The sequence below is a fragment of the Bacillus cereus group sp. MG4 genome, assembly GCF_040460055.1.
Taxonomy (GTDB): domain Bacteria; phylum Bacillota; class Bacilli; order Bacillales; family Bacillaceae_G; genus Bacillus_A; species Bacillus_A wiedmannii.
Window position 1 is genome coordinate 5,233,461 of record NZ_JARVGZ010000001.1, and the last position, 14,579, is coordinate 5,248,039.

Sequence of the window (14,579 nt, forward strand, 5' to 3'; positions counted from 1 at the left end):
TTGTAATGCTATCTTTCTTTTCCCTCTGTTTGATTGGCTTGGAACTCCATTTTTAGCGCAATACTATCCCCTTGGAAAACGTTTTGATCTGTTCCGTTGTCCTCAAATATAAACTTTATCCAAAACCAATCCATTTTCCCAGGTTTTAATCCCCCTGTTTCATTCCACTTAGAATAAAATACTTTTTTGGAGGCAATCTCTGAACTTTGTGATTTTAGTTCTGCAAGGGTTGTCTCGTATGCAGGGTTTTTTGCAGGATCCCAATCCCAAAGAAATTGTACTTTAATATGTTTACCGAAATCTTCTGTAGTATTATTTTGTTTTAAGTCGTTTACAGTATAGTCTATTTTCATCATGATATCTTTAATATCTAATGTACCACTATTTTTTAAATTGAATTTCTTTAATATTTTGTCCCCAGGTTTTAAATTTTCTAAGTTAAGTGAAGTAGTTGGTTGCATAGCTAAATCCAATGTACCTGCAGCAAATTTATTATTTGATACAACTTGATCGCTAAAATATGCATATGTTCCCCCACCAATTAAAGATAAACCAAGAGCAGCTGAAACTACTCCAACACCTAATTTCTTTTTCAATGACATTTTTTGTTCCTCCCATATCATTTTTACAATTTATCTCCCTAATTAACTAAAACGCTCTCCTTAATACAGGTATAGCATCAATTGTAAGAATTTTGTATTGAAATAAGAATATTACTTATTGAGAAAATTATGTTATTATCTATTTTCTATAAATTAAACGTACCAAAAATAGAAAATTTGAATTCATAATTTTCTTATTATATGGCGCTTAAGTATGTTATCAAAACTTTTGCAAAAACAAATTAAGATTAACTACCCTTTATGATAAGAATTATTCATTTCTTTAGGATTATCAATATACATCAAAAGGTACGCCCGCACGAATTAATTTATCCCCATTCTTGTTTCTCTTCATCTAATCTACTAATAGTTCACGTTTCTCAGATGGTAGTACAGTTCCTAATGTAAAAGACTGAAATGTCTTAGCGAGTGCTTTTGGTGTACTCGTATCATGCGTTTCTCCTGGATTAACTTCATTTAATTCAGGTTCAAATCGCTCGGAATTAGTAACAGTATCACCAATTTCCCTCAAGATTTTTTCAAATGCGGATGGACCACCTAACTTTTTAAGAATTAAATTATGTGCCGTACTGTCACTATATCGAATAGAAGCATCTGCAAGTTCTTTTAATGTCATTCCTGTATCCACATGCTTTTCAGTAATTGGATTATAATTGGAAAGGTCTTTGCGTATACGTAATCCTTTCATCAAGAGCTTCTATTGAATTCTGGCGTAAAAGAGCGCTCGCTGCTAATGATTTAGATGTAGAGGTAAATGCAAAACGATTATCTGATCGATAAGAAACAGTTTGATTCGTACCAGTATCCAGTGCATAAATACCAAGCTTGGCATCATATTCTTTTTCAAGTTTAGCAAAAGAATCATCACCAGTATTTTCTTGTTTAATTGGATTTATTTGTTTCGTTTGTTTAGGTGATTCAGATGGAGTATTACTATTGGAACAGCCTATTAGTGTTACACATGAAATTAATACAACAGGTACAATCTTTGTGTAATGTTAAAGAACTTGCTTAATATGAACTTAAATTTTCAACCTCTTTCAAGAATATATGTTTTTTTCCTAGCTTTTTCATACTGGTGTAAGTAAAGAGAATATGGGGTAACAATACTTCTGCAGCTAAAATTTTATAGTTTAAAGCACATGTAAGATGTTTATATGATTGATAAGCTATTGTTTGAGTTACTCCTTCTTTAATCTCATTTGCAATGATTTACCTGTAAAAGTATTAAGCTTGTACCTCTTAAATACTCATCCTTCTTTTGCATCCTTTTCCTTTTCAAAATAAAAAGTCCTTTCATATTTTTGTAATACATAAAAATAGATGTCAAACGGGATTTATTGTATCTAAATTAAACATCTAATTTTAGGAACACATTTAATATGAGGAAGAACTTGATGTTTAAATAAAAACAAAAGTAATTTTTTCCAGTGATTTACGTTCATGATATTGATTTTTATACGTGTTTGGTAAAGAAAACGCAAAAAAATACCGAAATCTAGTTCGGTATAGTGATGTACATATAAAAACCTCTCTTTACTATATCTCCCAAAAAGAGTCATTACTACGAGGTGTATAAACTGTATTTTCAGAAACATTACGAGCGTGTAAGAAAGATGTAAGGTAATTCAATATGAGAAAAACAATCTCACTACTACAATGAATAACAGATACATTCACGAAAAAACCCTGTGTTGGGATATCAAATTATTTTAGTTCTTAAAATATTCGACCAAGTATTACAGTTTAAATGAGGAAATACAAAACTAGACCATCAATAATGACTAGACAAATGATGATTCCATTTTTTACAGATTGTAGTTACTATGATTCACAGCGTTTTTGCATTTCTAACTTTGCATCAATTAGGGCGAAAAACAAATCGGAAAATCTCCGTTATTCAAAGCATAATTGTTATATTAGTAAGAGTAATTTGCATGCAAATTATTTACTTACTTATTATTAGAAATCACTATATAAAACGCATATGTACAAAATTACATTCCTAAAAAAGATAACTCTAAAAGGAAAGGGCATATGCAATCAATAGAGTGAGGATACCAGTATAAAATCCTATGTTAATTTTTATTAAGAGTAACAATCTATCTAGAATAGTATATAAAAACTATTAAATATTTTATTTATAAAAACAGAGGTGTAAAATGAACTTTATTTTCGATTTAATCGCTAGTTATGCGATTCCTACGATACTACTCACATTCTTGTTATTACTTGTATTTGTTTTTAGCTATTTTGTAGTATACAAAAAGATATGTAAAGGAGAAACAAAACTTACTGTACAAAAAATTATATTGTTTGTATTAATAGCAGGATACTATTCCTTAGCATTATCAGCTACTTCATTTGGTCGTTCAGATGATATGTTTTTTGCAAGAACGTTTGATTTTGATGTACTTAGTGTTTATAAAAAAGCATGGAATAACTTTTCGTTTTCTTCTTTTTTCCATATTATTTTAAATATAGGTATGCTGTTTCCGTTAGGAATTTTATTCCCTTTATTTAGTAAGATTTTTCAAAAAACAAATTGGATGTTAATTATCTCAATTATAGCAAGTTTATTAATTGAAATTCTTGAATTTACACTGCAACGTGGAAGTATGGAACTAGCCGATTTACTTCATAATACTTTAGGCATGATGCTAGGATATTCTGTGCTAAACATAGTTCTTATATTTTTGAAAAAAAATGAATCAGATACAAAAATAATTAAATATTTATACCTTCCCATTACAGTAGGTTTTGTCGCAATCGGAATAATGATTTCGTATCAAATGAAGGAATTTGGAAATATGCCTATTGATCCCATTACAAAAACTGATATGTCTTATGTTACTATAAAAACATCAATTGAGTTACAAGACGAAGGGAAAAAAATGCCTGTTTACAAAGATTATGTTACAAAAAAATCACATGTTCGAGATGTCGAAATTCTTTCTCCAAAGGAAGCATTTCAAAAACTGAAACAAGGAGAATTTGATCCTATAGGATCTTTCAAAGCAGGTGATACATTATTCATTACAAAATATAATATAGATTACTACACTGATACAAAAGGTTTCTCTCAACCTATATATGTTTTTGAAGTACATTTAAATGATAGTGAAGAAGATAGTTGGTCGCAACCTATTTCCGCAAGAAAATAACGGAAATTTGGTTCTGTTGCAAATTTTTTAAGAAATAAACAGAGACATGAATGTATGAGGAAATATTATGAAGAGGCTACTAGTACTGTCTATAATTCATGATACATAGAAAAGGCGGAGTCGGTTTGAAGACTTCGCTTTTTCTATGTATAGTGCATGTATAGGGGAGAAGGGCATCATCAATCAACTCTCACCCAATGATTTGGCCTTATTTCGCAGAAAGGAATTAGGATTCGTCTTTCAATCCTTTAATCTGTTGCATACATTAACAGTAAAAGAGAATATGTTTCTTCCGCTTGTTTTAGATGGCATGAATGTGAAAAGAATAAATAAACGAGTAGAATCTATTTTGGGGAAATTAGGAATAAATGAAATTTTAAATATGCGGATGTATGAAATAACAGGAGGGCAAGCACAGCGAACAGCGATTGCCCGTGCACTCATTCACTCTCCTAAATTGGTTCTTGCCGATGAGCCAACAGAAAACTTAGATTCTAAAGCCTCTCAAGACGTAATGGAGATATTAACACTATTAAATAAAGAAGAAAAAACAACAATGATGTTAGTAACGCACGATCCAGTTGCTGCAAGTTACTGTGACCGTATAATTTTTTATTAAAGATGGTCATTTATACAATGAAGTTTGCTACAATGGTGATCGCCCATTATTTTATAAAAATATTATGGATAGTCTTTCTATGTTAGGGGGGAATAAACATGACTTTTCGACAGCTCGCATTCAATAATGTTTTACGGAATAAACGAATATATCTAGGTCATTTTTTTAGTAGTACATTTGCGGTATTGATTTTTTTCACTTATGGACTACTTATCTTTCATCCGAACCTACAAGGCGAACTGACTCATGTAAATACCATTATGAGTACATTTGGGAAAATAGGATTTCATTTATCTTATTACTTAATTTTTGTCTTTTCTTTCTTATTTATTTTGTATTCTGTTAGTGCATTTTTAAAAAATAGAAAAAAAGAGTTTGGATTATTAATGTTACATGGAATGTCTCATCAACAGCTTCATCGACTAATTTTTTTCGAAAATATGTTGATTGGAATCCCTTCTATAGTAGTAGGCATCGGACTTGGAATGGTTTTTTCTAAATTATTTTTACTAGTTAGTGGGTCTTTATTAGGAGTAGAGCAAACGTTAGCATTTTACTTTCCTTTAGAGGCAATGCTAGTAACAGCAATGTCCTTTTTTATTTTATTTCTACTTATTTCATTGTTTACATCAAAAATGGTGAAAATGAATGAGCTAGTAGAACTCATAAAATCAGAGGGAAAACCAAAAACTGAGCCAATAGTGTCTGTTTGGATATCCTTGTTGGTCATTATTTTATTTGGAGTAGGTTACTCCTGCGTTCACCATAGTATCACCGCTATCGATTACATGCGTTTAAATCAATTATTCCTACTCGTAGGAGTAGGTGTCGTATTAATTGTGTGTGGAACCTATTTTTTCTTTACTCAATTTTGTGTATATGTGTTATCTGCTTTAAAAAATAGAGAAACTACATTCTTTAATAGAACGAATCTCCTTGTTATTTCAGAATTGATGTATCGAATGAAAGATAATGCGAGAACGTTCTTTATCATTACAATTATATCTGCAGTTGCTTTTACGGCAATTGGAGTTTGTACGGCTATCGCAAATCCTGAATTGGCAAAACATGAGACCCCATATGCATTTACCTATCGATCAGATAAGGGGAATATACAAGAAAAAGCGCATATTGATGAGATAAAAAAGCAATTAAAAGAATCTGGATTTTCTTATAAACTTGTAGCAATAAAATTTAAAAGGGCACAAAGTGGGCCGGTTTTAATTAATCTTTCTACGTATAATGAATACGCTAAAAAATTAGGATATGAAATAGAGAAATTAAAAAATGAAAATGAAAGCATCGTTATACGATTAGAGAAAAAACACAAAAGTGCAGAGGATCTAAAACCTTTTGAATTAAGGCATGGTGAACTAGAAGTACCACTTTCTGTTCAAAAAACAGTTTATATCCCAGAATTAACGAGCGCGTTTGGTAAACCTGTTATTGTCTCTGATGCTGTTTACAATAAGGTCCTAAATGTTCAACAAGAAGGTGTACTCCGAGATTACACCATATACGGTTTTATCGTTAAAAATTGGTCTGAAACAAGTGCGATTTCTACAAACCTTATGAAGTTCATTGGTACGAATCAAGAGGATTATTATGCCTTTTCATCTTTGTATTTAAAATGGATTGAATTAAAACAACAAAACGGATTACTTTCTATTTCAAGTGTAATGGTGGGAATAGTATTTTTTGTGTTTATGCTTAGCTTTTTATATTTCCGTCTATTTACTGATCTAGAACGTGATCAAGAGCAATATCAGATAATCTCAAAATTAGGTTTAAGCCAAAAAGAGTTAAAGCAAATTGTAACAAGAAAGATGATGTTACTATTTTTCTTACCGATTGTAATAGCTATGGTTCACAGCAGTTTTGCATTTCTAACTTTTCACCAATTAGGACAGACAGTAAGTAAGGAAATGTCCGTTATTCAAAGCTCAATTATTGTATTAGTAAGCTTTATTTGTATGCAAATTATTTACTTCCTTATTATTAGAGATCACTATATAAAGCGCATATGTACAAAATTATAATTACAAAAAAATAACCAAAAAATCGAATGTGCATACTAAGTCACTAATTATGGTTAAATATGCACCTTTAGAATGTTGAAAAGTATATCAAGATTAATCTGTGTTTGTTCCGATTTGTCTTGACTTAATTATTTATGAGTGGCTCCAAAAAGAAGGAATGGTTGCCGTACCCCATGATAGGGGTACGGCAACACATCCTTCAACTTAAGGTATATTTTTATACAAAACGTGGTCTTTTCACGAATAGCTCGATCATGTAGGCGTTTTTGTTTTTGCTCCTCCGTACATTTATAAACCACAATACGAGTAGGAAGTTTGTCTTTACTCCCTACATATACATCATGTAATTCATACACTTGGCCAGGTTGTAATTGTTTCATGATGTCTTCCAAATGAATTTGTATATATACTGGTCTCAATTGAGCAGGTTTTGTTTTAAATACCACTGTTTCGAACTCTTTTCTATATATTTTAGTTGGTAACTTAAGACGTGATAAATAATATCCCTGCTTGTCTTGAATAGACTTAAAGTCTTGTAGACGAAAATATCCTAAGTCACGAATATATAGTTCATTCTTTTGTGCCATACCTGTTCGAGTCGCACCATACGCCTGATCACTTCGTTTTCCGGGTTCAATTTTCACATCAGAAAATTCTCCACTCAACAAGTCATACTCTAGTTGAATTTTTACAACAGCTTTATGACTACATCCTCCGGCACCAGGATAAGTAGATGCAAATCGAGTCGGCACTTGAAATGTTGTAGAATCAAGGATAAGAATACGCTCAAAGTAAGCAGAAAGAGCATGAGAAATCTTAGGTAATCCCAATTTTAGCTTGTAGAAGTGTAGTAAATACAGTTCGAAAGAAGGCTACAGAAGCCGAGTTAAATCGCCGATTAAGTCCCTCAGGACTTAATAAAATTCCTGTTGAAGTTTCTAATTGACTACAAAGTTGAGTAAGAGAGGTAGTAGCGATTTGTTGATTTAACCATACACATAAAGATAAAAAATGGTGCCCATGGCACTTACGTTTTCGTTTCATTCCGCCTGCGTCTATAGCTAATTGATTAAGTGTAGCGGGAGACATATAGCGATATAGCTCTTCGGTAAATAAAGACAACTCTTGTTTTTGATGGATATTCATAAAAAGCACGTCACCCTTTCTCATTAACATAAGAGAATAGTAACGTGCTTTTAACTTCAAGAATAGTCTAAATCCTTAAGTTGATTCTTCCCCAAAATGGAAAAAATGAACCGAATTCTCATAAATAATTGTGAAAAGGTAAAGTTCTCGTTATGGGGGTGTCTTAAAATCTTAGCTTGATGGGCATGTGGCGAGACCCCACGTATAAAAAAAGACACCCTAAGGTGCCTTCCTCCGACTTGAACCATCTTAATTTTAATAATATGTATTGGACTCCCATCTGAATATTATTTTCTCATGTTAAGTAATATTGATGTAACTGTTAGATAAATTCGCGACGTTTAGAAAACAGTTGTACTTTTTTCTGTCCTTTTTATTATCACATAGAAGGTTTATATGAAAAATAAATTAGCATATTTAGGATTTCTTGGTTTTTTGGGCTTTTTAGGTCCGCTTACATTTTTAGGTAATATTTTATGGGCATATTATTTTTTCGGTTTCTTTTTCTTCTTCGCATATGCAAGAGTAGTACCAGATGAGCTTTTTATGCTGCATGTTCGGATCGCCGCTACAAGAGCTTTTTTCGTAGCAATAGTACTAGGCAGTATACTACTCTTAAGTGTTTTTATATTTGAAAATGTACATATAATTCGGTTATTCGTTATAATTTCATTTTCCATACCTTTAGGCACATTCATAATTAATTTAGAAGTATTTGAGCGTAGAGAAAAGAAAGGGATGCAAGATGCCACTTAAGACTCGAATGAAAGAATATAGGGTAAGGCTAAATATGTCTCAAGAAGATTTAGCTAATAAGGTAGGTGTTAGAAGGGAAACAATTGGAAATCTCGAAAATGGAAAATATAATCCTTCATTCAAACTTACATATGATATTGCGAAGGTTTTAAAAGCACCTATTGAAGTTCTGTTTTGGTTTGAAGAATAGGTTAGGTATAAGTAAATTGTTATAATAGATAAGATTATGGGTTTTAATCAATCTTTTTTATAAAAACTAAATTTAGCTTTCTAACAAGAGACTCTATTTTGATTAAACTTTTTTCAAAATAGAGTCTTTGTATTTACCATATAATATGGGGATGTGATACTTTTTTGATTAAGCTTTATTTTAAACCAACAGTTTTGTTTATGTGATCCATATCGTTTTTGTAATCTGATTTTGTGTATCTTTCTTTATCATTAATAACTAATTCCTTATCAATAACACTCATTTTATAAATGTCATTATGATAAGATATCTGTATATTATCATAAGTACAGACTTTATCGTCTCCACATTTAATTAGGTTAGAGGCCCCTACTAATTTTGTAATGGCTTCACTCATTACCTCATATTTCTCCACTTTTTCTAGGGCAGAGAATCGTTCCTCCGCATTTATTTTGATGTTTACTGAAGTTTCATTTTTATTGCTGTTACCAGCTTTGTAACTAGCCTCTTCAATATACGGTGACACCTTGCTATCTTTCAATTTCTCTGTAGCATCTTGTTCTACAACTTTCATATCAGCTGAGCAGCCCGCGGAAAAAGACATGCAGCAAGTAGTAATCCCACAACAAATCTCTTTCTCATGCACTTCACCCCTAATGTTATTTATTTCTTAGAGCAAAATAAAAGCACTCTTTCGAGTGCCTATTTTATAAGCAGATACTGTAGCTTTATCTTTACGGAAGATACCCATTAATCCACCGATTAATAATAATACTCCTGGTAATAAGTAAATCACAGAAATACAAATAAATCCGCCGATAGCAGCAACAGTCATCATGATGCCACCAACTTTCACTTTACTTCTTACCATAACAGATCCAACGATTCCTAATACAGATAGGCCTACAGCGCCCTATCCTAAGCCAATTACAGTGTTTGCGCCATCAGCTTCAAGAGCAGATCCAAGTCCACCAATAAATAATGCGATAAATGCACATAGGATTCCAAAAATCCCACCAATAAGTCCTAATACAAATTCAGCTGTTCTTTTCATTTTAATTTCTCCTTATTTAGCCACGTCAAATTCGAATTTGACAGATTTTTCACCAAATGTAAATGTTGGTTTGAATGTACCAACAAATTTAGCGCCTTCTGGAACATCAAATGACATTTTGTTAGTAATTTGATTACCTGGTGCAATATTTTCGTTCACGAAAGTATTTTCTCCACCGAAGTACTCTTTGAATTGGTCACCTTCAGCATTAGCGATTTTTAATTCAGAAGTTCCGAAATATATATCCTTCTTTCCATTGTTTTTAGCATTGAACGCGATTTCTAGAACTTTCCCTTTTTCGGGTTTGATGTATTCATTAGGTTCAACGAATTTAGCAGAACTGAAAGTCAGTTACAACTATTTTGTCATATTTTGTCGAACAAAAATAAAAAAAGAGAGATTCCGCTTATGTGAAGATCATTTATCTAGTATTGAGCATTTAATAATTATGATAAGTACAAGTATTGTAAGGAGGTGTTTACATGAATGAAAAAAATGAGTTTTTAAGTGGAGCAGCATTTAATCCTAATTTGTTGGGCCCTACATTGCCACCAATTCCGCCATTCACTTTACCAACTGGACCGACTGGTTCTACAGGTCCAACTGGCCCAACGGGTCCTACTGGAATTGGAAGTACTGGTCCAACAGGGGCTACAGGTCCGACTGGGGAAACTGGAATTGGAATAACAGGTCCAACTGGCCCAACAGGAGCCACAGGGCTTACAGGTGCAACAGGGACTACAGGAATAACAGGCCCAACAGGTCCAATTGGTTTAGGGTCTTCTTACTTTTTTAATCAAACAACAGAGAGAGTGGATATTCCGGAAAATCCAGGTTTTACTTTTCAGACTATTTTACAAGTTGACGTAACTACAACTATACCAGGGGAAAGAGTAAGGCTAGATTCAATGATTGAAACTGTAATTGATACTTTTAACGAAGATACATTGTATACCTGTCGTTTAACTTTTAGGTTCACACGAACTGGGGATGTACAAATAATCGAGGCCGATTCACACGTAATCAATTTTGTTAAACCAGTAGGATCTAGTTCCGTTATAATTGATATCCATAATTTAACGTGGACTGATATACCTCCAGGTCCAGGAACCTATACCTATTCGCTTGAAATTCGTCGTGGCACAGGTGTTTTTGAATTTAATATAGATAGTGTTATAGTATTAGCTAGGTCAATGGATGCTATTGTATTTCCACCGTCCCCATAAATAAAAATAAGAGAGCCAAATGGCTCTCTTATCATATTTGGTGAAATTATGGAGAAAATATTTGTTACTGGATTAGCCGAAAAACTGTATAAAATCTTGCATACTCTTAGCGTGTTTTTTCTATGGAATACTGTCAATTCCCTTTTAATGTATAAAAAAAAGACATCCAAAGGTGCCTTCCTCCGACTTGATATATTTAATGATCTACAACACTCCAAACAGTTTCATCATTCTCTTGGTTCCAATAGGTATATAACTCAGTTACTGTTCCTTTCACTTTGCTGGCTTGGTCATCATCTAACCAATTTATAACATCTTCTGTTTTAAAATACTTCTCTTGAATGAAAGCCAAATAATGTTTAGTTTCATTCCCCCAACTGTTAATAAAAGAAAGTATTTTATTAACATCCTTGTAGAATACATCGTCACTTACAGCGGCACCCTTATATTTCATTTCAACTGCTGCTAATACTCTAGTTACACAGTCACTTAAATGGTAGTCTTCAACTGCTATTGAATCAATTTCAACGATAGCTAAGTCAATTCTTTCGCCATTAATATAGTACTCTGTAAATATCCGCAAATTATTACTGTGTAGAAAATCTTCTCCTAGTCTGTTTCTTAAATGAAAGTAAAAAGCATTTTTTAATGAATCCTCTTTTAGAAGAAAGTAGTTAGCATAATTAATTTTCAAATCTTCTTTCCATACCTTTTTTATAGCTTTATCAATCTTTTCAATTATTTCGTGATTCATCACTAAATCCCCCAATAATATTCAATTTAGCCTACTTTTCATTAATTCATTGTGTCTTCTAATGTAGCTTTCTTTGTACAAACACAGAAAAAAGCACTCATTTTGAAATGCCTTCCCCGATCTACATAAGATTTTTCTTACAGCACAAATATATCTGAGTTTCCAACCAATTTTATTTTACTACATCTGTTTATAGGGTTTAATTAATTTTATGTGAATTATATAAAGAAAAGACACCTAAAGGTGTCTTCCTAATAGACTGGTTCGATGTTGAAACAGAAGACGAAGCATGGAGCATGACGGTGAAAGAACATGGTAAAGGTATTCAGAAGATTAGGCTAAGAATTTCAAATCGTACACGAGACGAAATTATGTCACTGGATTAGGAGTGAGCAAATGGAGAAGCCAACATTAAAGGATTATGCAAAGGCTGCTGAAATTGGCGTTAGCAAGAAGAATGTAGATCAACGAATGGGGAGGGGCTGGATTGGAGTTTGGAAGGTACTATAACGACACCAGTCGGTACGAGCTGGGAAGGAAATGAAAAGAATACAAAGTTACTGAAATTAGCTGAGAAAAATAGGATTAGTGAATCCACCTTTTACAGACGAAAACGTAACAGCATGACGCCATACGAGGCAGCTACCTCGGCAAAAGGATTCGAAAAGTACATTCCTTTAGCGGAATCGAATGGGATTAGTAATAAGACCTTTTACCAGAGAGTTAAAAGGAAGGTGGATCCATATGAAGCAGCTACAAAGTCACCACGTAAGTATAAAAAGAAACAAATCAGTTAGGAGGAAACATGAGCGAGCAAGACAGGTTAATAGAACGACTAATTGTTAGGCAGGTATTTAAATTACCTGATGGCCGTGATTTATATGAAGGGTCATGTGAGGAACTAAGAAAGCTATTGAAAGGAGTTGCAGAGTAATGGCCGTAACAAGTTGCAATTACACGTATTGGGAACAAGCAATTAAGGATTTTTACAGAAAGCAAGAAGCAGAGCGGGAGGTAAGTAATGAAAAAAGAAACCGTGGTGCAGGTGCAAAGTGAACTTGATGTAGTAGAAAGTGAGATTCGTAAGTTGGAATATCACTTGGTTGGATTGGATAGCGAAAAACGTAAGACAAAGCGTTCTTTGGAAGAGTTGAAGAACCGGAAAGAAGAATTGAAAAGTTATTTATAAGGAGCGGGGAAAATGAAGTTAAGAGTGAAAATTAAACGATTGAAAGATGTGGAGTTGCCACGATATGCGAAGCCTGGTGACTCAGGATTCGATTTAGTAGCAGCAGAGGACACGGTTATCTGGCCGGGTGAAACGAAGGTTGTACCAACTGGATTAGCATTTGAGATTCCAACCGGATACGAATTACAGGTGCGCCCGCGTAGCGGTATGACGCGTAATACGAAGTTAAGAGTGGTTCTTGGAGCGGTGGATAGTGGCTATCGTGGAGAGGTTGGGGTGCTGGTCGATAATGCTGAAGTATCTAAAGCGGCTAATATGCAAGCGCAAGTAATTGAAAAGGGAACTCGAATAGCTCAAGGCGTCATAGCGCCAGTAATAACAGCTCATTTTGTTGAAGTGGACGAGCTATTGGATAGTGAACGCGGAACAAATGGATATGGATTGACAGGTGTAAAGTAAGACCAAATTTGAATTTTATAGAAAAGTGAGGGGGTTATCGTTGGAAAAATATAGAGTTCAAACAGAATATTGGATAAGTAAGGAATTTGTAGAACTGAAAGATGCTACAGATGAGTACGAACGTACAAAAGATTGGGCAATGGGTGAAGGGGTTACGGAAGATTTCTATGTAGAGTTAGTCAGTAGTAATAATGATTTTGAGGATTATGAAATAGTTAAAAAAGCTCATGTTGTAGTTGGTGAGGAAAAAAATGGCTATTTCAACACCGAAGGAAGAAGGATTCGATTGGGATTACTGGGCTAAATGGCAAGATTAAAACTAAACAAAAGCATTATTTTAATTAAAAGAGCACCTAACATTAAGTTAACTGCCCTTGGATTTCAATTCGTATTCAGAAATTTCCTTAATCGAATAGTGCTCACTAAAATTTACAACAGCATAAACTTTTTGTAGTTCGTTATCAGTGACATGTCCGTATAGGAAGATTTCATGCGTTCTATATTCTTCTGATGGACTAATTTTATCAATTACAATATCAAAATTTTTTTCTTTTTTAAAATAACCGATAGTTACTAGTTCTGCTGTTCTTTTAACTTCTGGCCATTCTTTACCGTATTCTTTGGGAATGGATTGAGACGATACCAAAAGTATAAATATCATTGGGATAGTGAGAAAAGCTATACTTATAATTTCGTAGCGTAATAATTTTCTTTCCATCAAGTGGCACCTTTCATTGATGTTTTGTTTAGTCATTCTGTATGTTAATCCAAGATTAACCAATTAACTATCCATTTAGGTGACATTAATATTACAAATTTGTAAGGTTTATAAGAAAAATAGAACAATGAAATTTAATAAAATAGTTAATTTATAAAAAGCAGTTAGCTTTCGCTAACTGCTCCACTCCCAACTGGAGTTCTAGTTATGTAATTTAGATGAAGATACTACCTGCTAGGATTAAGGCTCCTAGCAAAATTAGAGAATCAACTAAAATCAAGAACTGGTTTTTCTGTGGCTTTTTCAATTCTTTTATTAAGCTGAAAACTGCACTTAATCCGAAACAAATGTATAACAAAATCATTATCGTCCCTAAAACAATTAAAACTCCTAATATATCGATACTCTAATTATATAACGAAAAATATATACATGTAAGTTTTTAATAAAATTCTTATTTGAATCGAAAAGAGCAACATTAGGACATATGACGCTCTATGACCAAGAACTATATTGTGTATTTTTTATAGTCCGTATAAGTATATGGAGGTTGAAAATAAAGAGTGAATACATTTGAAACAAAATCCTTATTTAGAAACAAAAAGACCCTAGAGTTAGGGCTCTAGGGCTTCTTGTTTTGGT

Annotated in this window: 15 protein-coding genes and 6 pseudogenes; 13 read left to right on the top strand and 8 right to left on the bottom strand. The window is 33.0% G+C overall.

The features are described from left to right. Positions 1–8: 8 nt before the first annotated feature. Both QCI41_RS27605 and bla read right to left on the bottom strand, forming a co-directional pair. Complete coding sequence (locus QCI41_RS27605) at positions 9–602, bottom strand: TasA family protein (protein WP_353836154.1); 594 nt, start codon at positions 600–602, stop codon at positions 9–11. A 358-nt stretch (positions 603–960) separates the two neighbouring features. After that, a pseudogene (bla, locus tag QCI41_RS27610) lies at positions 961–1,609 on the bottom strand (class A beta-lactamase); the annotation flags it as partial. 791 nt (positions 1,610–2,400) lie between these two features. Here bla and QCI41_RS27615 point away from each other — a divergent pair. The 4 genes and pseudogenes from QCI41_RS27615 to QCI41_RS27630 all read left to right on the top strand — a co-directional run. Beyond that, positions 2,401–2,632: pseudogene (locus QCI41_RS27615) on the top strand (ABC transporter permease); the annotation flags it as partial. Positions 2,633–2,785: 153 nt separating this feature from the next. Then, a complete protein-coding gene (locus tag QCI41_RS27620) occupies positions 2,786–3,787 on the top strand; it encodes a VanZ family protein (protein WP_353836153.1) in 1,002 nt (333 codons plus the stop codon). 184 nt (positions 3,788–3,971) lie between these two features. Then, positions 3,972–4,533: pseudogene (locus QCI41_RS27625) on the top strand (ABC transporter ATP-binding protein); the annotation flags it as partial. Beyond that, on the top strand, positions 4,505–6,445 hold the full coding sequence (locus tag QCI41_RS27630; protein ID WP_353836152.1) for an FtsX-like permease family protein: 1,941 nt from the start codon (positions 4,505–4,507) through the stop codon (positions 6,443–6,445). The pseudogene QCI41_RS27625 and the gene QCI41_RS27630, both read left to right, overlap by 29 nt. Before the next feature lie 233 nt (positions 6,446–6,678). On the opposite strand, the pseudogene QCI41_RS27635 reads toward QCI41_RS27630, so the two are convergent. Next, positions 6,679–7,591: pseudogene (locus QCI41_RS27635) on the bottom strand (IS4 family transposase); the annotation flags it as partial. Positions 7,592–7,987: 396 nt separating this feature from the next. Between QCI41_RS27635 and QCI41_RS27640 the strand changes: the two are divergent. After that, positions 7,988–8,347: a DUF3796 domain-containing protein gene (locus tag QCI41_RS27640; RefSeq protein ID WP_016089759.1), complete on the top strand. Its 360-nt coding sequence runs from the start codon at positions 7,988–7,990 to the stop codon at positions 8,345–8,347. Then, the gene (locus QCI41_RS27645) at positions 8,337–8,537 is read left to right on the top strand and encodes a helix-turn-helix transcriptional regulator (protein ID WP_001128820.1); all 201 of its coding nucleotides are present in this window, start codon (positions 8,337–8,339) and stop codon (positions 8,535–8,537) included. The genes QCI41_RS27640 and QCI41_RS27645 overlap by 11 nt, the downstream gene beginning before the upstream one ends. A gap of 175 nt (positions 8,538–8,712) precedes the next feature. On the opposite strand, the gene QCI41_RS27650 is transcribed toward QCI41_RS27645, so the two are convergent. The 3 genes and pseudogenes from QCI41_RS27650 to QCI41_RS27660 all read right to left on the bottom strand — a co-directional run. Further along, positions 8,713–9,111 (bottom strand): hypothetical protein, encoded by a 399-nt coding sequence (locus QCI41_RS27650; RefSeq protein ID WP_353836151.1) that lies wholly within the window; start codon positions 9,109–9,111, stop codon positions 8,713–8,715. A 96-nt stretch (positions 9,112–9,207) separates the two neighbouring features. Next, positions 9,208–9,591 (bottom strand): annotated as a pseudogene (locus QCI41_RS27655) (DUF4064 domain-containing protein). Positions 9,592–9,603: 12 nt separating this feature from the next. Then, positions 9,604–9,942 (bottom strand): annotated as a pseudogene (locus QCI41_RS27660) (DUF4352 domain-containing protein); the annotation flags it as partial. Between the two features lie 131 nt (positions 9,943–10,073). Here QCI41_RS27660 and QCI41_RS27665 point away from each other — a divergent pair. Further along, the gene (locus QCI41_RS27665; protein ID WP_353836150.1) at positions 10,074–10,817 is read left to right on the top strand and encodes an exosporium leader peptide-containing protein; all 744 of its coding nucleotides are present in this window, start codon (positions 10,074–10,076) and stop codon (positions 10,815–10,817) included. Between the two features lie 196 nt (positions 10,818–11,013). Here QCI41_RS27665 and QCI41_RS27670 read toward each other — a convergent pair whose 3' ends face one another. Further along, on the bottom strand, positions 11,014–11,571 hold the full coding sequence (locus QCI41_RS27670; protein WP_353836149.1) for a hypothetical protein: 558 nt from the start codon (positions 11,569–11,571) through the stop codon (positions 11,014–11,016). A gap of 494 nt (positions 11,572–12,065) precedes the next feature. On the opposite strand from QCI41_RS27670, the gene QCI41_RS27675 reads away from it, so the two are divergent. The 6 genes from QCI41_RS27675 to QCI41_RS27700 are packed head-to-tail and all read left to right on the top strand — an operon-like array spanning position 12,066 to position 13,523. Then, entirely contained in the window at positions 12,066–12,368 is a 303-nt protein-coding gene (locus tag QCI41_RS27675) for a hypothetical protein (RefSeq protein ID WP_483299549.1), read from the top strand. A gap of 8 nt (positions 12,369–12,376) precedes the next feature. Next, positions 12,377–12,505, top strand: a complete 129-nt coding sequence (gene fbpA / locus QCI41_RS27680; protein WP_283885217.1) for a Fur-regulated basic protein FbpA — start codon at positions 12,377–12,379, stop codon at positions 12,503–12,505. Further along, a complete protein-coding gene (locus QCI41_RS27685; protein ID WP_001985755.1) occupies positions 12,505–12,627 on the top strand; it encodes a hypothetical protein in 123 nt (40 codons plus the stop codon). The genes fbpA and QCI41_RS27685 overlap by 1 nt, the downstream gene beginning before the upstream one ends. Further along, positions 12,593–12,760 carry a hypothetical protein gene (locus QCI41_RS27690; protein ID WP_186305756.1) on the top strand — a complete coding sequence of 56 codons (168 nt, stop codon included), beginning with the start codon at positions 12,593–12,595 and terminating at the stop codon, positions 12,758–12,760. Before QCI41_RS27685 ends, QCI41_RS27690 begins: the two co-directional genes overlap by 35 nt. Positions 12,761–12,772: 12 nt before the next feature. Beyond that, positions 12,773–13,219 (top strand): dUTP diphosphatase, encoded by a 447-nt coding sequence (gene dut, locus QCI41_RS27695; RefSeq protein ID WP_353836148.1) that lies wholly within the window; start codon positions 12,773–12,775, stop codon positions 13,217–13,219. 40 nt (positions 13,220–13,259) lie between these two features. After that, entirely contained in the window at positions 13,260–13,523 is a 264-nt protein-coding gene (locus tag QCI41_RS27700) for a hypothetical protein (protein ID WP_353836147.1), read from the top strand. Between the two features lie 60 nt (positions 13,524–13,583). Here QCI41_RS27700 and QCI41_RS27705 read toward each other — a convergent pair whose 3' ends face one another. Beyond that, positions 13,584–13,937, bottom strand: a complete 354-nt coding sequence (locus QCI41_RS27705) for a phosphoglycolate phosphatase (RefSeq protein ID WP_353836146.1) — start codon at positions 13,935–13,937, stop codon at positions 13,584–13,586. Between the last annotated feature and the right edge of the window lie 642 nt (positions 13,938–14,579).